The organism is Streptomyces sp. MJM8645, from assembly GCF_001625365.1.
Taxonomy (GTDB): Bacteria; Actinomycetota; Actinomycetes; order Streptomycetales; family Streptomycetaceae; genus Kitasatospora.
On the sequence record NZ_LJJF01000001.1, the window covers coordinates 2,808,321 to 2,829,061 of the forward strand.

Consider the following 20,741-nt stretch of genomic DNA (forward strand, 5'->3'; position numbering starts at 1 on the left):
CGCCGTACGGCGCGTCTACTTGTCGCTGTACGGCGCGTCGTCGTTGAACAGGCGCATGCCGGGGATGGTCAGCGTGCCGCCGAACTGGCCGGCCTGCTTGGCGGTGACCCCGGTCAGCTCCAGGTCCAGCGGGATCGGGATCGAGCCGATCAGGTCGTACAGCCAGCGCGGCAGGGTGTCCGGGGTGAGCGTGATCTCGCCCAGGTCGATCGGGATCGGCAGGCCGAGCACCTTGGAGAGGTGGCCGGACAGCCGCTCCACGTACATCGTGACCGGGCCCTTGCGCATGGTCGAGGTCGAGCCGGGGGCGCCCTTCACGTGGAAGGTCTTGCCGTTGCCCTGCAACGTCGACATGTCGAGGTTGTCGATGTCGACGGTGTCCACCACGAACTTCAGCACCCGCTTGGTGCCGGTCGGGGTCCGCACGTCGTAGACGCCGTGGAAGGCCGCGCCGTGCAGCGCCAGCCGGCTGGTCGCCAGCGTCCAGTTCTGCTGCGGGACGACGTCCCCGGTGGCGGGCGCGCCGGCGGTCAGGCCGCTGGTGTCCACCGCGCAGTTGGGGTTGGCGCTCGGCGAGGACGACGGGGTGTCGGTGGCGGCCCCGGACGGGGTGGCGGGGGCCGTCCTCGGGCTCGCCTTGCCGCTCGGCTTCCCCGTGGTGGCGCCGGCCGGGCCACCGGCGGCGGGGGCCGTCGCGGCGGGCGAGGTCTGGTCGCCCGCCGGGGTCTGCTCGCCGCTGCCGGCGGCGGGCGGCGGGGTGCCGGGCTGTGCGTCGGCCGGGGCCCCGGTCGTCGGGGCCTGCGGCTGGGCCGGCGTCCCGGCGCGCGGGGCCGGGGCGGCCGGCGCGGGGGCCTGGGTGGTGGCCGGCGCGGGGGTGCCGGCCGACTTGGCGCTCGGCGTCGGGCTCGGTGAACCACCCGGGTCCAGCAGGTGGTTGACGCCGCCCAGGACGTCGTCGATCAGCCCGGCCCGGTGGACCGTGTCCGAACCGCCGGGGGCGGCGGAGCGGGCGGCCGACGGCGTGGTCGCCGGGGTGGTGACCGCGCCGGTCGGGGCGCCGGTCGGCGTCGCGTCGGCGCTCGGCGTACCGGCCGGCGCGGAGGGCTGCTGGGTGGGCGCGGTGGTCGGCGTCTGGGTGGGGATCGCGCTCGGCCCCGTCGAAGGCGCTGTGGAAGGCACCGTCGAGGGCGCCGTGGACGGACCGGGCGGCGGCTCGGGCAGCTCGCTCTTGGGGACGGGCGTCTCCAGCGGCGCGACGTCCGGCACGGTGGCGGGCGCGGTACCGCAGGGCTTGCCCGCCGTGGACTCGGCGACGGCCGGGTTGGGGGTGTACGCGGCGGCCATCAGCAGCGCCGTCGGCACCGCGGCCATCGCCAGCGCGCGGCCTCTCAGCCGGACCCGGACGGGCGTGCGCGGCGCCGCGTGTCGACCGGCGCGCTGCGGTTGGTCCTCCGACGCGCTCACCGCGCCTCCTTCGGGTCCACGGCGACGGCCTGCTCGTTCGACACGGCCTGTGCGGGCAGCTTCGCGGTGGGCGCTTCGGCGGCCGCGGGCTCGGTGGCGACGCTCCCGGCGACGACCGCGGTCTCGGCGACGGCGGCCTCGGAGGCAGGGGTTTCGGAGGCGAGGGCCTCGGGAGCAGGGGCCTCGGTGGCGACGCTCGCGGCGACGGCGGCCTCGGCCGCCTTCGGCTCCGGCAGCGGCGCCCAGGACGCCATCAGACCGCCGCCGATCAGACCCGGCAGCAGCGCCAGGCCGAACCCGGCCAGGTTGGAGACCGGGATCGAGACCAGCGTCAGCAGGGTGGTGGCGACTCCCGCGAATACCCGCACGGTCGGCTGGAACCACGCGGTCAGCCCGAGCACGATCAGCAGCACGCCGATGATCAGCGATCCGGCGCCCGCCGTGGTGGCCATGGCCACCGTCATGCCGCCCAACGAGAGCTTGGCGTACGGGAAGTACATGATCGGGACGCCGGCGATCATGGCCAGCAGGCCGCCGTAGTACGGCCGCGTCCGACGGAAGGTACGGAACACCCGGCGCAGCCACTGGACGGGGTTCTCGTGCTCGGCGGGCCGGAATGAGGCAAGGGCGCTGGACACGGTGCAGCTCCTCGATGGTGTGAACGAGGGATGGACGAGACACGGGATCCGGCGACGGCACACGCGCCGCCACCGGTCCCTCAGGTGCCGTCGGGGCGGCGGACCGGGCCCGGTCCGCCGCCCGTCAACGGCCTAGTAGCACTCGCCGGTGCCGTCGGTGTGCAGCGCGAGCTTCAGGCCGGGGAGCTTGAAGGTGCCGGCCGAGGTGGCCCAGGCGGTCTGCTGCACGTTGTACAGGTCGGCCTTGTCGGCGGCCTGGGCGAAGCCGGTCGCGCCGGACGGCAGGCCGCCGAGCTTGGACTTCCAGCCCTGGGTGGCCTCGCCCTTGAGGGTCGAGGCGTCCTGGCCGATGTTGATGTTGGTGAACTCGGCGTCCGCGTTCAGCTGGTCGAGGTCGATCAGCAGGTTCTTGGCGTAGACCTGCTTCTTGACGTCGTCGCTGTTGCCCGCCTCCAGGCGAAGGACGATCTTGGGCAGCTTCCACGGCAGGCCGGGGATGACGTTGGGGTCGGTCACCACCGACTGGCAGAGGCCCTTGATGGTGGCCTCGTCGAAGGCCGAGACGGCAACCGGGTGCGGAGTGCCGTTCACCTCGGCGTCGATCGAGCCGAACTGGGCGAAGTTCTTGCCGTGCAGCTCCGGCGTGGTGACCTTGAAGCTCTGGCCGGAGACGCTGAACGAAGCCGCCAGCGCGTTGTTGGCCATGGCGGCGCCGACCATCGCGGTGGCCGCGATGCTCGGCACCATCACCAGGGCGAAGCGCTTCCAGCGGGTCTTGCCGTAGGTCTGGGACATGCGAGTCCTCCTTCTAGGACGTACATCTCCGGCTCCCCGGCGGCGCGCCCGCGCCGGTGGGGGACTGGGATGGGAGAGAGCTACGTCCTCGGTAGCGGAGAGCGCCTTGGGCGTCGTCGGACGCGGGAGCGGCCGGCACACAGCGGCACTCCCGTCCCTCCACCGGCCGTCCTTGCGGGGCGGCGGGCAGGACCGACGACATCGGCGATCACCCCCGAGCGACAACCAGCGACCGCGCAGGGCCGCGCGGCCGGTCGAAGGACAGGAACCGCCGTGGGACCGCGGATACCCCCCTGCCCTCCCTACCGCCGACCGGGGCCGGCGGATCACCCGGTGGGGATCCCGCGCTCCACGTGGCCGACCGGATCGGAGGGTGTGGAGTCAGGGACCGGGCGTCGCCGATCGTGCTCGAATCCCGGGCGAAGCACAAGAGGTTCCTTACTGACGGGTAATGCAACACCCGACGGCGTTGACCACGGAATCGGCGTGGCATGCACCGTGCGTGACGTCATGAAGGAAACGTGACGAAGAAATCCGCCGGAAACACGAATGAAACACCCGTGGACAGTCACCAAGTGTGACTGTCCACGGGTGTTGTCAAGATTTGGTAAACCTCTGTCCGGTTGACCGGATTGTCGCCAAATCACCCGGCGACACCGCAGGTCATCCGCCGTGCCAGGATCCGCCCGGGACCGGCCGGGCCCGGACCGGAGGGGGCGTCAGAACAGCACGCGCGCCAGCGCGGTGCGGGCCGCGGTGACCCGCGGGTCCTCCGGGCCGATCACCTCGAACAACTCCAGCAGGCGCAGCCGGGCGGCGTCCCGGTCCTCACCGGCGGTCCGGCCGACGGTGTCCACCAGCCGGCCGAAGGCGTCCTCGACGTGACCGCCCACCAGGTCCAGGTCGGCCGCCCGCAGCTGGGCCTCGACGTCCTTCGGGTCGGCCGCGGCCGCGGCGCGGACGGCCTGCGGGTCCACGCTCTCGATCCGCTGCAGCAGTTCGGCCTGGGCGAGGCCCAGCCTGGCCTCGGTGTTGCCCGGCTGGTCGGCCAGCACGTTCCGGTAGGCCTGGACGGCGCCGCCCAGGTCGCCGCTGTCCAGCGCGTCGTGCGCGGCGGCCAGGGCCGGGTCCTCCGGCCGCTGCGGGGCGGCGTCCGGCGCCTCGCCCGGAGCCCCGGCGCCGCCGACCACGCCGAAGCGCTGCTCGGCGACCAGGATCAGCTGGTCCAGCACCTTGCGGACGTTGGCCGCGCTCTCGGCGCCCTGGAACAGCGGCACCAACTGGCCGGCCACCACGGCCATCACGGCCGGGATGCCCTGGATGCCGAACTGCTGGGAGATCAGCGGGTTGGCGTCCACGTCGATCTTGGCGAGCACGAACCGGCCGGCGTACTCCTCGGCCAGGCCCTCCAGGATCGGGCTGAGCTGCTTGCAGGGGCCGCACCACTCAGCCCAGAAGTCGATGACGACCGGCACTTCGGTGGAGCGCTGGACGACCTCGGACTCAAAGGTGTCCTCGGTGACGTCGATGACGAGCGCGTAGGCGGACTGCTCGGGGGCGACTCCGGCCGCTTCGTCGGCGGCCGCCTGGCGGGCCCGCTCGACCCGGGCCTGCTCGGCCTTCTGGGCAGCCTCGCCGGCTGCCTTCACTGCGGCGAGGTCGACCGCACCGCGCAGGGCGGAGCTGTTGAGACGCGAATTCCGTGGCTGCATGGCACCATCCTCCCCCGTCCGCGCCGCCTGCGGGCAACCAACCTCGGGAAAGTCGCCCCGCGCGGGCCGCGCGGCGCGGATTCCCGGGCGCGGTGGCCCTCCCCCGGTAGCCTGAACCGTTCGGCGCGGATCCCCACCCGCGCCCGCGCCGCCCCGTCCCACGGGTGCGGCGCCTGGTTGTCACTGCTTTCGCTACGAGTCGTAGCGTAACTGGAGCCGGGGTCCCGGCCGCAAGCCCCACCGGCGGTTCCGCGACGTGACCTGCCCCACTTTCCGGGGCGGCCCGGCTGCCCGAACGGGCGAACAGCCGCTACCGTTACCAGCCCCACCCATGTTACTCACCAGTAGAGCGCAAGGAGGCCCGGTTGCCGGCCCCCCAGCCCCCCGCGAACCCGGACGTCACGGGCCCGGAGACCGCGGACGGCCCCGCCCCCTCGGCGGGTGCCACGACCAGGGCCAAGGGGCGCCCGCGCAGTGCCGCCGCCGACCGCGCCATCCTCGACGCCACCCGCGAGGCCCTCGCCGAACTCGGCTGGGGCGGGCTGACCATGGGCCACGTCGCGACCCGCGCCAAGGTCGCCAAGACCACCCTCTACCGCCGCTGGCCGTCCAAGAACGAACTCGTGGTGGACGCCGTCGCCAGCCTCTTCGACGACCTGGTGATGCCCGACCTCGGCAGCCTGCGGGCCGACATCGAGGCGGTGGTCGCCCAGTTCGCCGACCTGCTGGCCCGCCCCGAGACCCAGGCCGCGCTGCTCGCGCTGTTCGCCGAGGGCACCCGCGACCCGCACCTGCGCCGCCGGATCCGGGAGGCCATCGTCGACCCGCAGAAGCGCCTGGTCCGGCAGGGCCGGGCGGCCGCCCAGACGCGCGGCGAACTCGCCCCGGACGCCGACCCGCGGACGGCCCGCGAGGAGATCGACATCATCTTCGACACCATCGCCGGGACGGTCGAGCACCGCGTCCTGGTCAGCGGCGAGCCGATCACCGCCGACTGGACCCGCCGCTTCACCAACCTGCTGCTCGGCCCCTTCCCCAGCCTGCTGGGCGACTGAGCGCATGGCGAAGCCGCCCCGCACGAAGAAGCTCCGTACGGGGCGGCCCACCGGCACGTCCTAGAAGGACGCGTTCTCCCGGTACGTCCCCCACTCCTCGCGCAGCGCGTTGCAGATCTCGCCCAGGGTCGCCTCGGCGCGCACCGCGTCCAGCATCGGCGGGATCATCGACTCGCCCGAGCGCGCGGCCGCCAGCATGGCGTCCAGCCCGGCCCGCACCGCCGCCTCGTCCCGGGCCTCCTTGCGCTCGCGCAGCACCCGCACCTGCTCGCGTTCGACCTCGTGGCTGACCCGCAGGATCTCCAGTTCGGGGGTGACGCTGCGCGGGTGGCAGTTGACGCCGACCACGCGCTTGTCCCCCTTCTCCACCGACTGCTGGTACTGGAAGGCCGCCTCGGCGATCTCGCCGGTGAACCAGCCCTCCTCGATCCCGCGCAGGATGCCGGAGGTGATCGGGCCGATCCCGTGGTCCTCGCGGCCCTTGTCGAGGATCCGCTGGAAGATCGCCTCGGCCTGCTGCTCGATCCGGTCGGTGAGCGCCTCGACGTACCAGGAACCGCCCAGCGGGTCGGCCACGTTGGCGACGCCGGTCTCCTCCATCAGCACCTGCTGGGTGCGCAGGGCGATCTCGGCTGCCTGCTCGGAGGGCAGCGCCAGGGTCTCGTCCAGGGCGTTGGTGTGCAGCGAGTTGGTGCCGCCGAGCACCGCGGACAGCGCCTCCACGGCGGTGCGGACCACGTTGTTGTACGGCTGCTGCGCGGTCAGCGAGACGCCGGCGGTCTGGGTGTGGAAGCGCAGCCACTGCGCCTTGTCGGTCTTGGCGCCGAAGCGGTCGCGCATCCAGCGGGCCCAGATCCGGCGCGCGGCGCGGAACTTGGCGATCTCCTCGAAGAAGTCCAGGTGCGCGTCGAAGAAGAAGGACAGGCCGGGCGCGAAGACGTCCACGTCCAGGCCCCGGGACAGGCCCAGTTCGACGTAGGCGAAGCCGTCGGCGAGGGTGTACGCGAGCTCCTGCGCGGCCGTCGCCCCGGCCTCGCGGATGTGGTAGCCGGAGACGGACAGCGGCTTGTACGCGGGGATGCCCTGGGCGCAGTACGCCATCAGGTCGCCGATCAGCCGCAGGTGCGGCTCGGGGGCGAAGAGCCACTCCTTCTGGGCGATGTACTCCTTGAAGATGTCCGTCTGCAGGGTGCCGTTGAGCACCGCCGGGTCGACGCCCTGGCGTTCGGCGGCGACCAGGTACATGCAGAAGATCGGGACGGCCGGGCCGCTGATCGTCATCGAGGTGGTGACCTCGCCGAGCGGGATGCCGTTGAACAGCACCTCCATGTCGGCGGCCGAGTCGATGGCGACGCCGCAGTGGCCCACCTCGCCGAGCGACTTGGCGTCGTCGGAGTCGTAGCCCATCAGGGTGGGCATGTCGAAGGCGACCGAGAGGCCGCCGCCGCCCGCCTCCAGGATCATCCGGTAGCGCTCGTTGGTCTGCTGCGCGTTGCCGAAGCCGGCGAACTGGCGGATGGTCCAGGTGCGGCCCCGGTAGCCGGTCGGGTGCAGCCCTCGGGTGAAGGGGTACTCGCCCGGCCAGCCGATCCGCTCGAAGCCCTCGACGGCCTGCCCGGGGGCGGGCCCGTACATCGGCTCGACCTCGTCGCCGGACAGGGTGGTGAAGTCCGCGTCCCGCTTGCGGGCGCTGTCGTACCGCTGCTGCCAGCGCTGCCGTCCGCGCTCGATCTCCTCGGCGTCCATGACCCCGAACTCCGCTCCGTACGGCCGCCACGGCACCGGGGCGGCACAGCTATTAGGACGTCCTACTAATTTACTCGGGCGTCCTAGTAGCTGTCGATGGATGCCGGGGTCGAAACGCCGGGGGCCAAAAACGCGCAGTGCCCCTTCCCCCGCGGGGGAAGGGGCACTCGCCGGGGCGTCGGATCAGACGCCGGCGGGCTGGCGGGCGTCGCCGCCGGCCGGGAGCCGCTCGGCGGCCTCGCGGACCACCTTGCGCTCGAAGACGAAGGAGGCGAACGGGATGCAGCCGGCGGCCAGGGTCAGGATCATCCGGCCGAGCGGCCACTTCAGCTTCTGCCCGAGCAGGAAGGTCACCACGAAGTACCCGATGTACAGGTAGCCGTGCAGCATCGCGACGTACGTGGTCAGGTCCTCGGCCGCGTCGAAGCCGTACTTCGCGACCATGAAGCCGCAGAACACCAGCAGGGCCACACCGGTCGCAATGGCCAGGGCCCGGTACCAGCCCAGCAGGGGGGTCGCCTTCATACTCTTCATCGCCTCGTTCGGCAGGGATCGACCGGTACGCCCGGATCCGCGCACCGCTCCCACGAGGGTAGCCGTCCTCACGGCCGCTCCGGCGCAGCCCCCTCGCCCCGGTCGTCGGTGAAGTCGCCGGCGGCGATCCGCAACGGCCTGAGCAGTTCGAACACCTGCCGACACTGCTCGGTGTCGTACTCCTCCAGCCCGAACTCCATCGCCATGAGTTCCCGGGTGGCCTCCTCGACCGTCTCGCGGCCGCGGCCGGTGATCGCGGCGAGCACGCCGCGGCCGTCCAGCGGGTTGGGGCGGCGGGCGACCAGGCCGGCCCGCTCCAGCCGGTCGACGGTGTTGGTGACGCTGGTCGGGTGGACCATGAGCCGCTCGCCGATCTTGGACAGCGAGAGCTCGCCGGTCCGGCTGAAGGTCAGCAGCACCAGCGCCTCGTACCGGGCGAAGGTCAGCCCGTACGGCTTGAGCACCGCGTCGACCCGGGAGAGCAGGATCTGGTGGGCTCGCATGATCGAGGTGATCGCCGCCATCGAGGGGACCCCGCCCCAGCGGCGGGTCCAGAGCTCGTCGGCGCGGGCGATCGGGTCGAAGTCGAGGGCTAGGGGCTTGGGCACCTCCTTACCGTACCGGCGGACGGGACGGGTGCTACCAGCCGTCCTGATGGTGGACAAGCGCGACGCGTGGCGGGAACCCGCCAAAAGGGCGGCCAGGTCCATACCAGGACATTGCACCGGTGTGAATGCACGGCAACGGGAGCGGGGCGCAGCGGAGTTGACGGCCGATCGGTCCGCAGCCGCACTATCAGGCCTCGGTTCGGATGGTAACCCGCTGAAAGGCAGGGTGATTCGCACCTTTTGTCCGCCCGTTCACAATCCTTCCGGCTGGCGGGACTTGGCCAATTCATGAGCAAGACCTGTCATTTGATTTGCTCGATTGTCATGCTTTCCGCCAACCCCGTCCGGTAGCCACCACCCCCACCCACCGGTGGCTCGCCGCTCGACCGCACGGGGTCCGCACGTCAGCGCCCGTCCCGCCCCTCAGGTGCCGACCCCGGCCCCCGGGACGAGGCGCGACCGCCCACACGCGGTTACCCGGAAGGACTCGTCCGTGAAGCGAAAGCTCGCAGCAGTCGCCGTACTCTCCGCCACCGCCCTGCTCACCGGCGTCGTCCAGGTGAGCACCGCCGCCCAGGCCAGCCCGATCCCCGCGGCGCAGGCGCAGGCCGCCGAGCAGCACGCGGCGGCGCTCGCCCTGGCGGGCGGCCAGTCCGGCCCGCTGGCGAAGGCCCTCGCCCTCGGCGGCCAGGAGCAACTGGTGGCGAAGGACGCCGTGGTGGACCAGGACGGCACCCGGCACCTGCGCTTCGAGCGCACCTACGCCGGCCTGCCGGTGCTCGGCGGCGACCTGGTCGTCCACCAGAACGCCCGCGGCGCGGTGCAGTCGGTCGACAAGGCGGTCTCCGCGCAGCTGAGCCTGTCGAGCCTGGCCCCGCAGATCCCGGCCGACAAGGCCGCCGCGCAGGCCACCGGCGCCGTCCAGGCCACCGTCGGCGTCGCCGCGGACAAGGACGAGTCCCCGCTGGCGGCCGTGCACCAGACCGGCAAGGCCGAGCTGGTGGTCTGGGCGAGCGACGGCAACCCGCGCCTGGCGTACCGGACCACCGTCGAGGGCGTGCGCGCCGACGGCACCCCCAGCAGCCAGCTGCTGGTCACCGACGCCGCCACCGGCCAGGTGCTGTCCACCCACGAGCAGGTGCAGACCGCCTCCGGCACCGGCAAGGGCGTCTTCGTCGGCAGCGTCCCGCTGACCACCACCCAGAGCGGCACCTCGTACCAGCTGAAGGACGCCACCCGCGGCGGCCAGTCGACCGTCAACCTGAAGAACAAGACCTCCGGCACCGGCACGCTGGTCGCCAACTCGACCAACGCCTTCGGCAACGGCCTGGCCTCCAACAGCGAGTCCGCCGCCGTGGACGCCCAGTACGGCGCGGCCGCCACCTGGGACTTCTACAAGAACACCTTCGGCCGCAACGGCATCAAGAACAACGGCGTCGGCGCGACCAGCCGGGTGCACTACGGCTCCAACTACGTGAACGCGTTCTGGAGCGACGCCTGCTTCTGCATGTCCTACGGCGACGGCAGCGGCAACACCCACCCGCTCACCGAGATCGACGTGGCCGGCCACGAGATGAGCCACGGCGTCACCTCCGCCACGGCGAACCTCAACTACTCCGGCGAGTCCGGCGGCCTCAACGAGGCCACCTCCGACATCTTCGGCACCATGGTCGAGTTCTACGCCAACCTGCCCTCCAACCCGCCGAACTACTGGATCGGCGAGCTGATCAACCTGAACGGCGACGGCAGCCCGCTGCGCTACATGGACAAGCCCAGCAAGGACGGCGGCTCGGCGGACTCCTGGTACTCGGGCGTCGGCAACCTCGACGTCCACTACTCCTCGGGCATCGCCAACCACTTCTTCTACCTGCTGTCCGAGGGCAGCGGCGCGAAGAGCATCAACGGCTTCAGCTACAACAGCCCGACCTCCAACGGCTCGGCCGTCACCGGCATCGGCCGGGACAAGGCCGCGCAGATCTGGTACCGCGCGCTGACCGTCTACTTCACCTCCACCACCAACTACGCGAGTGCCCGCACCGGCACCCTGAAGGCCGCCTCCGACCTGTACGGCGCCACCAGCGCCGAGTACAAGGCGGTTGCGGCCGCGTGGAGCGGCGTCAACGTCAACTGACGTACGGCGCACGGTGACAGGGCGTCCGGGGCCTCCGCGGAAGGCGGTCCCGGACGTCCGCACACCCCCTTGCGCGCCTACCCTCCCCCGCATGCCCGCTCCGCTCCCCGGGTGGCGAAGTCCCGCCAGCCGGACGAACCGCCCGTAGCGGGCACTGGGCGGCAGCCGAACCATCCGCACCAGCACTGGCGGATCCCGGCCAATTCCTGTCCGTGGTCTGTCATTTCCTGCCATCGATTGTCATGCTTCTGCCCAAGCCCCGTCCGACATCCGTCACCCCCACCCATCGACGGATCGTCAGGTACCGCACGGGAGCAGCACGTCCGCGCCCTACCGCCCCAACGGCGCCAACCCCGGCGCCCCGGTACGCGGCGCAACCGCGCGCACACGCGGTTTCGTGGAAGGAACCCCCGCACGTGAAGCGAAAGCTGACAGCCGGCGCCGTACTCTCCTCCACCGCCCTGCTCGCCGGCGTGATCCAGATCGCCATCGTCCCCGCCGCCCAGGCCGCAGCCCCGTCGCCGGAGCAGCAGCGCGCGGCGCTGCTCGCGGTGGCCGCCGGGCAGAGCAGCCCGGTCGCCCAGGCCCTGGCCCTCGGCGGCCAGGAGCGGCTGGTGGTCAAGGACGTCGTCGCGGACGCCAACGGCGAACGCCACCTGCGCTACGAGCGGACCTACGCCGGCCTGCCGGTGCTCGGCGGCGACCTGGTCGTCCACCAGCGCGCCGACGGCTCGGTGGACTCGGTCGACCGGGCCTTCGACGGCAGCCTGTCGCTGCCGAGCCTGGCCCCGGGCCTCGCCGCCGGGCAGGCGGCCGAGCGGGCCACCGCCGCGGTGCGGGCGACCGTCGGAACGGCCGCCGACGAGGACGAGGCGGCGCTCAGCCGGGTCGACGGCGCGGGCGCGGCCGAGCTGGTGGTGTGGGCGGCCGACGGCGCGCCGCGGCTGGCCCACCGCACGGTGGTCCGCGGCGAGCGGGCCGACGGCACCCCGAGCAGCCAGCAGGTCGTCACCGACGCCGCCACCGGCGAGGTGCTGTCCACCCGCGAGCAGGTGCAGACCGCGACCGGCACCGGCAAGGGCGTCAACGTCGGCACCGTCACACTGACCACCACCCAGAGCGGCTCGACCTACTCGCTGAAGGACGCCACGCGCGGCGGCCAGTCCACCACCGACCTCAAGGGCGCCACCTCGGGCAACGGCACGCTGTTCGCCAAGACCAGCAACTCCTGGGGCAACGGCCTGGCCTCCAACCGCGAGTCCGCCGCCGTGGACGCCCAGTACGGCGCCGCGGCCACCTGGGACTACTACAAGAACACCTTCGGCCGCAACGGCATCAAGAACAACGGCGTCGGCGCCGCCAGCCGCGTCCACTACGGCTCCAACTACGTCAACGCGTTCTGGGACGACTCCTGCTTCTGCATGACGTACGGGGACGGCTCCGGCAACACCAACCCGCTGACCGCGATCGACGTCTCCGGCCACGAGATGACCCACGGCGTCACCTCCGCCACGGCGAACCTCAACTACTCCGGCGAGTCCGGCGGCCTCAACGAGGCCACCTCCGACATCTTCGGCACCATGGTCGAGTGGTCGGCCAACCTGCCCGCGGACCCGCCGGACTACCTGATCGGCGAGAAGCTCAACATCTTCGGCAACGGCAAGCCGCTGCGCTACATGGACAAGCCCTCCAAGGACGGCAACTCCGCGGACTCCTGGTACTCGGGCGTCGGCAACCTCGACGTCCACTACTCCTCGGGCATCGCCAACCACTTCTTCTACCTGCTGTCCGAGGGCAGCGGCGCCAAGGTGGTCAACGGGGTCAGCTACAACAGCCCGACCTCCAACGGCTCGACGGTCACCGGCATCGGCCGGACCAAGGCGGCCGCGATCTGGTACCGCGCGCTGACCGTCTACATGACCTCCACCACCAACTACAAGGCCGCCCGCACGGCGACCCTGAAGGCCGCGACCGACCTGTATGGCGCCACCAGCACCGAGTACAAGACCGTGGCGGCCGCGTGGAGCGGCGTCAACGTCAACTAGCCACCCCTAGCCACCCCCGGTAAGAAACGGCGACAGGCTGCCGCGGCCCTTTGGGAGAGGAGGCCGCGGCAGCCTGTCGACCGTCGCGCAGTGGGGGTTCGTCCCTACGCGGTGGCCGGCTTCAGCTCGCCGCGCTCCTCCTTGGCGAGCATCCGCTCGGCGAAGAAGCCGCCGGTGGGCAGCACCGAGAGGACGAACAGCAGCACGCCGCGCTTGGCGTCCCACTTCTGCGCCTGCCAGGCCTGGATCCAGAAGACGACGTACAGGATGAACAGGATCCCGTGGACCATGCCCATCACCGGGACGCCGTCGAAGGACGTGGTCCGCTTCAGCACGGAGCAGATCAGCAGCAGGATGAACGAGACCCCTTCGGGGCCGGAGACCAGGCGCAGGCGGTGGACGGCGCTGCTGTTCACGATGGGTACCTCAATACGGGGGTCGGCGGCGGGCCTGCTTGTGAAGCGACTCACAAGCCTTCCGGCCATTATCACCGAGCACCTGTCCGAAGCCCCGGCCGGGGTGGGCACCGTGCCCGACGTCACAGCCGCCGTGTCCGGCCCCGGCGCCACGGCCGTCGCGCCCGACCCCACGGCCGTCGTGTCCGTGTCACAGCTGTGCGCCAGAACCCGGCGGGTCGCGCCGGCCCGTCACCCGCTGCCCCTATCCTGCTGCCCGCGCCCGACGCACCGGGCGCCGTAGACATCGGACGACCGGGGGTAGCGACCACATGTTCAAGCGGGACTGGGACCGAAGGACCTGCGCCAAGCGCGGCCACACCACCTACGCACCGACCGAGCCCGAGCTGGCCGCCCGGCTGCACGCCGCGACCGCCCTCGGCGACGCCTGGCGCTGCCTGCGCTGCGGCGACTTCGCGCTCGGCGCCCCGCACGGCTCCGGCCCGGCGCAGGACGCCCCGCTGGTGCCGCGCGGCAAGGCGCTGCGGGACCTCTTCATCCTGCGCTTCCTCGCCATCGAGCGGGTGCTGCGCGGCCTGCTGATCATCATCGTGGCCTGGGCCGTCTGGAAGTTCTCCAACAGCCAGGACGCCGTGCACCGGGTCTTCGACGAGAACCTGTCGGTCTTCCGGCCGGTCACCGACCACTTCCACTGGGACCTCGAGCACTCCCCGATCGTCGACACCATCCGCAAGACCTTCGACTACAAGAAGAGCACCCTGCTGATCGTCGCGGGCGCGCTGGTGGCCTACGCGCTGATCGAGATCGTCGAGGCGGTCGGCCTCTGGCTGGGCAGGCGCTGGGCCGAGTACCTCACCGTCGTGGCCACCGCCGCCTTCCTGCCGCTGGAGGGCTACGAGCTGAGCGAGCACGTCAGCGCCGTGAAAATCGGCACGCTGGTGCTGAACATCGCCGCGGTGCTCTGGATCATGCTGTCCAAGCGGCTGTTCGGGCTGCGCGGCGGTGTGGTGGCCTTCGAGGCGGAGCGCCACTCGGCCTCGCTGCTGGAGGTCGAGGAGGCGGCCGGCGCCGTCCCGCACGCCGCTCGGGGGGCGCACGCGCGGGCGTGACCGGCGCGTTTGTCGCAGACCGGTACCAGTTCCGCCCCCGCCCCTCCCCCTGCACCGGCCGCGCCCGCTAGATTGCGGCCGTGGCACAGTTCAGACTCCAGGGATCCCGGGTACTCGCCGTCGAGTTGGCCGGCGAGGCCGTCAAGGCCAGACACGGCTCGATGGTCGCCTACACCGGCCAGATGAGCTTCAAGAAGCTGACCGGCGGCGGGGACGGCCTGCGCGGCATGGTCGCCCGCCGGCTCACCGGCGAGCAGATGACCGTCATGGAGGTGAAGGGCCAGGGCACCTGCTACTTCGCCGACAAGGCCACCGAGATCAACCTGGTCCGGCTGAACGGCGAGACGCTGTTCGTCGAGGCGGACAACCTGCTCTGCACGGAGGGCTCGCTGCGCACCGGCACCACCTTCACCGGACTCAACGGCATGTCCTCCGGCAACGGCCTCTTCACCACCAAGGTGGAGGGCCACGGCTGGGCCGCCGTCACCTCGAACGGGCCCGCGATCATCCTGCGGGTCGGCCAGGGCCAGCCGCTGCGGGTGGACCCGGGCGCCTACGTGGCGCACACCGGCAGCCTGCACCGCAGCCTGAAGTCGGGCGCGGGCTGGACCACGGTGATCGGCGAGGGCGGCGGCGAGGCCGTCCAGGTGGAGTTCACCGGAGAGGGCCTGGTGTACGTGCAGCCGTCGGAGAAGGTCACCATCGGGGGCGACGTCTGATGGGCTTCACGAAGATCAACGGCAAGATGGTCGAGGCCGTGGTGCTGCCCGGGCAGCGGCTGTTCAGCCAGCGCGGCGCGATGCTCGCGTACACCGGGGACGTCCGCTTCACGCCGAACATCACCGGCGGGCAGGGCGGTGTGATGTCGATGATCGGCCGCCGGGTGGCCAACGAGGACACCCCGCTGATGACCGTCGAGGGCCAGGGCCGGGTGATGTTCGGCCACGGCGGCCACCACGTGCACGTGATCGACCTGGCCGGCGACACCCTGTACGTCGAGGCGGACCGGCTGCTGGCCTTCGAGGGCACGCTGCGCCAGTCCACCATGTTCATGGGCTCGCAGGGCGGGGTGATGGGCATGGTCCGCGGCCAGGTCACCGGCCAGGGCCTGTTCACCACCCAGCTGGACGGCAAGGGCTCGGTCGCGGTGATGGCGCACGGCGGCGTCTTCGAGCTGCCGATCGTCCCGGGTCAGCCGGTGCACGTCGACCCGCAGGCGTACGTGGCGCACCGCGGCCAGGTGCAGAACAAGCTGTCCACGGCGCTGGGCTGGCGCGACATGATCGGCCGCGGCTCCGGCGAGGCCTTCCAGCTGGAGCTGTCCGGACAGGGCGCGGTGTACGTCCAGGCGAGCGAGGAGAAGCTCTGATGTCCTACCCGCCGCAGCCGCCGTACGGGCAGTCGCCGTACGACCAGCCGACCCAGCCCGGCTTCGCCGCCCCTCCCCCGCCGGGCTACGCGCCGCCGCCCGGCCAGGGCCACCCGCCCGCGCAGGGCTACCCCCAGCAGGGCGGCTACCCGCCGCCGCCTCCCCCGCAGCAGCCCCAACAGGCCTACGCCCAGGAGCAGTTCGGCGGCCCGCAGGCCCCGCTGCCGAACGCGCACGGCGGCTCCGGCCCGGTGGTGCACGACGCGTACAGCCTGCCGGTGAACGACAACGTCAACCCGTACGCCTACTCGGTCGACCTGAACGGCTCGTACTTCCTGCAGAAGGGCAAGATGGTCGCCTACTACGGCGACATCACCTTCAAGGGCGTCGGCGCCGGCATGCTGGACCGGGTGATCGGCCAGCACTTCAACTCGCCGATGCACGCGGCGGACTGGGTCGTCGCCCAGGGCCGCGGCAAGCTGCTGCTGGCCGACCGGGCCTTCGACCTCAACTCCTACGACCTGGACGACGGCAACCTGACCGTCCGCTCGGGCAATCTGCTGGCCTTCGACCCGTCGCTGCGGCTCAAGCAGTCGATCATCCCGGGCTTCCTGACCCTGATCGGCACCGGGAAGTTCGTCGCCGCCTCCAACGGGCCGGTGCACTTCGTCGAGCCGCCGATCCGGGTGGACCCGCAGGCGCTGGTCGGCTGGGCGGACTGCCCGGCGCCGTGCCACCACTACGACCACGACTACATGCACGGGCTGATCGGCGGCATCCGGCGGCTGACCGGGCTGGGCGGGGCCTCCGGCGAGGAGCACCAGTTCGAGTTCATCGGCGCCGGCCAGGTGCTGCTGCAGTCCAGCGAGAAGCTGATGGCCGAGCGGTCGGTGGGCCAGGTGGACGCCGAGGCGGGCGTGCCGGTGGGCGGGGTGCCGTCCCAGCCGGCGGCGTCGGGCCACGGCGGGGGCAACCTCAACGTGCCGGGCCTCGGCAATCTGGGCGATCTGGGGCGACGTTTCGGCCTGTAAACTTGTACAATATTGAACTAAATAGGGTATGCTGAGCCCATGGATACGCACACGATCAACACTGCGGACACCCCTCCGTCGCAGCCCGAGGAGGAGACTCCCTGGCTGACCGCCAGGGAGCAGCGGATGTGGCGCGCCCATCTGGAGGTCGCCAAGCTGCTGGAGTACCAGCTCAGCCGCGAACTCCAGCCGCACAACCTGGCGATCAACGACTACGAGATCCTGGTCGTGCTCTCCGAGGCCCCCGACCGTCGGATGCGGATGACCGACCTCGCCACCGCCACCCTCCAGTCCAAGAGCCGGCTCTCGCACCAGATCACCCGGATGGAGAACGCCGGCCTGGTGCTGCGCCAGGAGTGTCCCGGCGACCGCCGCGGCCTCTACGCCCACCTCACCGAGCACGGCTGGGACACCATGCAGCGGGTCGCCCCCGACCACGTGCGCAGCGTCCGGGCCCACTTCATCGACCGCTTCACCCAGGAGCAGCTCGACGCCATGTACGAGGCACTCGCCCCGGTCGCCGAACACCTGCGCGGCCTCCGCGGCCGCGCCTGACGCACCGCCGCCCCCCAGCACACCAGGGCCGGCCCCACCGGGGGCCGGCCCTGCACCGTCCTCAGGCGCGGGTGAGGCCGGCCACGAGTTCGTCGGCCGCGCCGTACGGGTCCAGTTCGCCCGCCACCACCCGCTCGGCCAGGCCGGCCAGATGGCGGTCCCCGCGCAGGTCGCCGATCCGGGTGCGCAGTTCGGCCAGCGCGATCGCCTCGATCTCGTCGGAGGCCCGGCGGCGGCGGCGCGCCGCCAGTTCGCCGTGCTCCTCCAGCCAGGCGCGGTGCTTCTCCAGCGCCTCGACCAGCTCGTCGACGCCCTCGCCGCGGGCGGCGACGGTCTTGACGATCGGCGGGCGCCAGTCCCCCGCCCCGCGGGCCTCGCCGAGGCCGAGCATGTGGTTGAGCTCGCGCGCGGTGGCGTCGGCGCCGTCCCGGTCGGCCTTGTTGACCACGAAGACGTCGCCGATCTCCAGGATCCCGGCCTTGGCGGCCTGGATGCCGTCGCCCATGCCGGGGGCGAGCAGCACCACGGTGGTGTCGGCCTGGGCGGCGATCTCCACCTCGGACTGGCCCACCCCGACGGTCTCGACCAGGATCACGTCGCAGCCGGCCGCGTCCAGCACCCGCAGGGCCTGCGGGGCCGTCCAGGACAGCCCGCCGAGGTGGCCGCGGGTGGCCATCGAGCGGATGAACACCTCGGGGTCGGTGGCGTGGTCCTGCATCCGGACCCGGTCGCCGAGCAGCGCGCCGCCGGAGAACGGCGAGGACGGGTCGACGGCCAGCACCCCGACCCGCTTGCCGAGCCGCCGGTAGGCGGAGACCAGCGCCGAGGTGGAGGTGGACTTGCCGACCCCGGGCGAGCCGGTCAGGCCCACCGTGTAGGCCTGCCCGGTGTACGGCGCGAGCGCGGCCATCGCCTCGCGCAGTTGCGGGGCGGCGTTCTCGACCAGCGTGATCAGCCGGGCGACCGCCCGCGGCCGGCCCGCCCGGGCCTGTTCGACCAGCGTGGCGACATCGATCATCGGGAGCTCCTAGCGCGGATGCCTTCGGGGCTGCGGCGCCGCGCGTGGCGGTCCGCAGCCCCGAAGGCATGTCAGCTGATCAGGCCTTCGGGCTGGCGTCCTTGGGGACGCGCACGATCAGGGCGTCGCCCTGGCCGCCGCCGCCGCACAGCGCGGCCGCGCCGACCCCGCCGCCGCGCCGCTGGAGCTCCAGCGCCAGGTGCAGCACCACGCGGGCGCCGGACATCCCGATCGGGTGGCCGAGCGCGATCGCGCCGCCGTTGACGTTGACGATGTCCGAGGAGACGCCCAGGTCCTTGGTCGACTGGTGGGCGACGGCCGCGAACGCCTCGTTGATCTCGATCAGGTCGAGGTCGGAGACCTCCAGGCCCTCCTTGGCCAGCGCGTGCCTGATCGCGTTGGACGGCTGCGACTGCAGCGAGTTGTCCGGGCCCGCCACGTTGCCGTGCGCGCCGATCTCGGCGATCCAGCTCAGGCCCAGCTCCTCGGCCTTGGCCTTGCTCATCACGACCACCGCGGCGGCGCCGTCGGAGATCTGCGAGGAGGTGCCGGCCGTGATCGTGCCGTCCTTGGCGAACGCCGGACGCAGCTTGGCCAGGCCCTCGACGGTGGTGTCCGCGCGGATGCCCTCGTCCTGGCCGAACAGCACCGGCTCGCCCTTGCGCTGCGGGATCGCGACCGGGGTGATCTCGGCGTCGAAGACGCCGTCGGCCTGCGCCTTGGCGGCCCGCTGGTGGGAGGCCGCGGCGATCTCGTCCTGCACCTCGCGGGCGATGCCCAGCCGGGTGTTGTGCTTCTCGGTCGACTCGCCCATCGGGATGTTCTCGTAGGCGTCGGTGAGGCCGTCGTGGGCCATCGAGTCGAGCATCCCGATCGCGCCGTACTTGTAGCCCTCGCGGGACTTCGGCAGCAGGTGCGGGGCGTTGGTCATCGACTCCTGGCCGCCGGCCACCACGACGTCGAACTCGCCGGCCCGGATCAGCTGGTCGGCCAGCGCGATGGCGTCCAGGCCGGAGAGGCAGACCTTGTTGATGGTGAGCGCCGGGACGCTCATCGGGATGCCGGCCCGGACGGCGGCCTGGCGGGCCGGGATCTGGCCGGCGCCGGCCTGCAGCACCTGGCCCATGATCACGTACTGGACCTGCTCACCCGTGATGCCGGCCCGCTCCAGCGCGGCCTTGATCGCGAAGCCGCCGAGGTCGGCACCGGAGAAGCCCTTGAGGGAACCGAGCAGGCGACCCATCGGGGTCCGCGCACCGGCAACGATCACAGAGGTGGTGTTGGTCATGGGACGAGCCCCTTCGCACGTCGTGGCCAGGTGAGGATGCGCTCAATGTACTGACCTGTTACCCGCCCGTCACCGGAGCGACGGTGTGATCGAGCGCACTGGCACCTTCCAGTCAACACCGTGTCAACGCGGCCCGGGTGAACCCCGGCGCCCGCCCCGGGTGAGCCCCCGGCGTGCGGCCCGGGGCAACCCCCGGCGTGTGAGCAGACTCGCACGTCCGGCGCTGGCGCCGGTCAGCAGCGATGCGCTGCACTGGTGCCACCTGGTTCCCGAGGTACCCAACCCGCCCCCGGAGGTCGCCGTGCTGACCCGTATCGACCACATCGGCATCGCCTGCCGCGACCTCGACAAGACGGTCGAGTTCTACCGCGCCACCTACGGCTTCGAGGTGTTCCACACCGAGGTCAACGAGGAGCAGGGCGTCCGCGAGGCCATGCTCAAGATCAACGACACCGGCGACGGCGGCGCCTCCTACCTCCAGCTGCTGGAGCCCACCCGGCCCGACTCGACCGTCGCCAAGTGGCTGGAGAAGAACGGCGAGGGCGTGCACCACATCGCCTTCGGCACCGCCGACGTGGACGGCGACGCCGAGGCCGTCCGGGCCAAGGGCGTGCGGGTCCTCTACGACCAGCCCCGGATCGGCTCGATGGGTTCGCGGATCACCTTCCTGCACCCCAAGGACTGCGGCGGCGTCCTGACCGAGCTGGTCACCTCCGCCGAACCGGGCCCCCACGACGCCCACTGACCCCCGCCAGGTGCCGCCCACGACCGGGCGGCACCCCCGAATCACCGGTCATGACCCGTCAGTAACCTCGTCCGACAGCCGGAAAACCACCACGCGGCCATTCCCCCGCAGTGCGCTCCCACTACAATGCCCAGGTGCGCGAAGGCTCCGGGGGACGGAGGCGACGGGCACGGCCGATGACAGGCCCGTCCACCCAGCGGTGGCCGGCCCGTCGCAGGGGAGTCCACAACGCGGGCACGGCTGAACAGTCGCAACACTGATCTGTCACCATTCTCCACAAGGCAAGAGTTCGCCCAGGAGTCCACCCGGACGGGGGAACGCGGCATCACCGCGCTTCCACGCCCAGGGCTCCGACGACCGCGGCGGGCGGCCCCGGCTTGACCGGCGGGCCGTCCACCGGCTGCGGATGCAAGGAGCCAGTCGGACCAGTACCCGGACAACGGGTGCCCTGGACCGGCCGGGTCGAGGACGCGACCAGGAGA

Annotated in this window: 19 protein-coding genes; 9 read left to right on the forward strand and 10 right to left on the reverse strand. The window is 71.9% G+C overall.

Features of this window, described 5'->3' with window-relative positions; all coding sequences use genetic code 11:
* Positions 1-15: 15 nt before the first annotated feature.
* From A6F73_RS11880 to A6F73_RS11895, 4 genes are all read right to left on the reverse strand, one after another.
* Positions 16-1,464, reverse strand: coding sequence for a hypothetical protein (locus A6F73_RS11880; protein ID WP_063347767.1), 1,449 nt, complete (start codon positions 1,462-1,464; stop codon positions 16-18).
* Positions 1,461-2,102, reverse strand: a complete 642-nt coding sequence (locus A6F73_RS39280) for a DUF6114 domain-containing protein (protein ID WP_079135618.1) — start codon at positions 2,100-2,102, stop codon at positions 1,461-1,463. Before A6F73_RS39280 ends, A6F73_RS11880 begins: the two co-directional genes overlap by 4 nt.
* A gap of 132 nt (positions 2,103-2,234) precedes the next feature.
* Complete coding sequence (locus A6F73_RS11890; protein ID WP_063347768.1) at positions 2,235-2,897, reverse strand: DUF6230 family protein; 663 nt, start codon at positions 2,895-2,897, stop codon at positions 2,235-2,237.
* 719 nt (positions 2,898-3,616) lie between these two features.
* Positions 3,617-4,609: a tetratricopeptide repeat protein gene (locus A6F73_RS11895; RefSeq protein ID WP_063347769.1), complete on the reverse strand. Its 993-nt coding sequence runs from the start codon at positions 4,607-4,609 to the stop codon at positions 3,617-3,619.
* A 365-nt stretch (positions 4,610-4,974) separates the two neighbouring features.
* Between A6F73_RS11895 and A6F73_RS11900 the strand changes: the two genes are divergently transcribed.
* The gene (locus tag A6F73_RS11900; RefSeq protein ID WP_079135619.1) at positions 4,975-5,664 is read left to right on the forward strand and encodes a TetR/AcrR family transcriptional regulator; all 690 of its coding nucleotides are present in this window, start codon (positions 4,975-4,977) and stop codon (positions 5,662-5,664) included.
* A 60-nt stretch (positions 5,665-5,724) separates the two neighbouring features.
* Here A6F73_RS11900 and A6F73_RS11905 read toward each other — a convergent pair whose 3' ends face one another.
* From A6F73_RS11905 to A6F73_RS11915, 3 genes are all read right to left on the reverse strand, one after another.
* Positions 5,725-7,410 carry a methylmalonyl-CoA mutase family protein gene (locus A6F73_RS11905; RefSeq protein WP_063347770.1) on the reverse strand — a complete coding sequence of 562 codons (1,686 nt, stop codon included), beginning with the start codon at positions 7,408-7,410 and terminating at the stop codon, positions 5,725-5,727.
* 183 nt (positions 7,411-7,593) lie between these two features.
* Entirely contained in the window at positions 7,594-7,935 is a 342-nt protein-coding gene (locus A6F73_RS11910; protein ID WP_063347771.1) for a DUF3817 domain-containing protein, read from the reverse strand.
* 77 nt (positions 7,936-8,012) lie between these two features.
* The gene (locus A6F73_RS11915) at positions 8,013-8,552 is read right to left on the reverse strand and encodes a MarR family transcriptional regulator (RefSeq protein ID WP_063347772.1); all 540 of its coding nucleotides are present in this window, start codon (positions 8,550-8,552) and stop codon (positions 8,013-8,015) included.
* 493 nt (positions 8,553-9,045) lie between these two features.
* Between A6F73_RS11915 and A6F73_RS11920 the strand changes: the two genes are divergently transcribed.
* Both A6F73_RS11920 and A6F73_RS11925 read left to right on the forward strand, forming a co-directional pair.
* Positions 9,046-10,683: a M4 family metallopeptidase gene (locus A6F73_RS11920; RefSeq protein WP_063347773.1), complete on the forward strand. Its 1,638-nt coding sequence runs from the start codon at positions 9,046-9,048 to the stop codon at positions 10,681-10,683.
* Positions 10,684-11,099: 416 nt separating this feature from the next.
* The gene (locus A6F73_RS11925) at positions 11,100-12,728 is read left to right on the forward strand and encodes a M4 family metallopeptidase (protein ID WP_063347774.1); all 1,629 of its coding nucleotides are present in this window, start codon (positions 11,100-11,102) and stop codon (positions 12,726-12,728) included.
* Positions 12,729-12,832: 104 nt separating this feature from the next.
* Here the strand turns inward: A6F73_RS11925 and A6F73_RS11930 are convergent, their stop codons facing one another.
* A complete protein-coding gene (locus A6F73_RS11930; protein WP_063347775.1) occupies positions 12,833-13,213 on the reverse strand; it encodes a DUF3817 domain-containing protein in 381 nt (126 codons plus the stop codon).
* Positions 13,214-13,455: 242 nt separating this feature from the next.
* Between A6F73_RS11930 and A6F73_RS11935 the strand changes: the two genes are divergently transcribed.
* The 5 genes from A6F73_RS11935 to A6F73_RS11955 all read left to right on the forward strand — a co-directional run bounded on the left by A6F73_RS11935 (position 13,456) and on the right by A6F73_RS11955 (position 17,208).
* Positions 13,456-14,253 carry a DUF2127 domain-containing protein gene (locus A6F73_RS11935; RefSeq protein ID WP_063347776.1) on the forward strand — a complete coding sequence of 266 codons (798 nt, stop codon included), beginning with the start codon at positions 13,456-13,458 and terminating at the stop codon, positions 14,251-14,253.
* An 80-nt stretch (positions 14,254-14,333) separates the two neighbouring features.
* Positions 14,334-14,972 carry an AIM24 family protein gene (locus A6F73_RS11940; RefSeq protein ID WP_079135621.1) on the forward strand — a complete coding sequence of 213 codons (639 nt, stop codon included), beginning with the start codon at positions 14,334-14,336 and terminating at the stop codon, positions 14,970-14,972.
* Positions 14,972-15,622 (forward strand): AIM24 family protein, encoded by a 651-nt coding sequence (locus tag A6F73_RS11945; RefSeq protein ID WP_063347778.1) that lies wholly within the window; start codon positions 14,972-14,974, stop codon positions 15,620-15,622. The genes A6F73_RS11940 and A6F73_RS11945 overlap by 1 nt, the downstream gene beginning before the upstream one ends.
* A 221-nt stretch (positions 15,623-15,843) precedes the next feature.
* Positions 15,844-16,653, forward strand: coding sequence for an AIM24 family protein (locus tag A6F73_RS11950; protein WP_063351133.1), 810 nt, complete (start codon positions 15,844-15,846; stop codon positions 16,651-16,653).
* A 39-nt stretch (positions 16,654-16,692) separates the two neighbouring features.
* Positions 16,693-17,208, forward strand: a complete 516-nt coding sequence (locus tag A6F73_RS11955; RefSeq protein ID WP_079135623.1) for a MarR family transcriptional regulator — start codon at positions 16,693-16,695, stop codon at positions 17,206-17,208.
* A gap of 61 nt (positions 17,209-17,269) precedes the next feature.
* On the opposite strand, the gene meaB is transcribed toward A6F73_RS11955, so the two are convergent.
* Together meaB and A6F73_RS11965 are read right to left on the reverse strand one after the other, a co-directional pair.
* A complete protein-coding gene (gene meaB / locus A6F73_RS11960; RefSeq protein WP_063347780.1) occupies positions 17,270-18,226 on the reverse strand; it encodes a methylmalonyl Co-A mutase-associated GTPase MeaB in 957 nt (318 codons plus the stop codon).
* Between the two features lie 79 nt (positions 18,227-18,305).
* Positions 18,306-19,514 carry an acetyl-CoA C-acetyltransferase gene (locus tag A6F73_RS11965; RefSeq protein WP_063347781.1) on the reverse strand — a complete coding sequence of 403 codons (1,209 nt, stop codon included), beginning with the start codon at positions 19,512-19,514 and terminating at the stop codon, positions 18,306-18,308.
* Positions 19,515-19,815: 301 nt separating this feature from the next.
* Here A6F73_RS11965 and mce point away from each other — a divergent pair, with 301 nt between their 5' ends.
* Entirely contained in the window at positions 19,816-20,259 is a 444-nt protein-coding gene (gene mce, locus A6F73_RS11970) for a methylmalonyl-CoA epimerase (protein WP_063347782.1), read from the forward strand.
* Positions 20,260-20,741 lie beyond the last annotated feature (482 nt).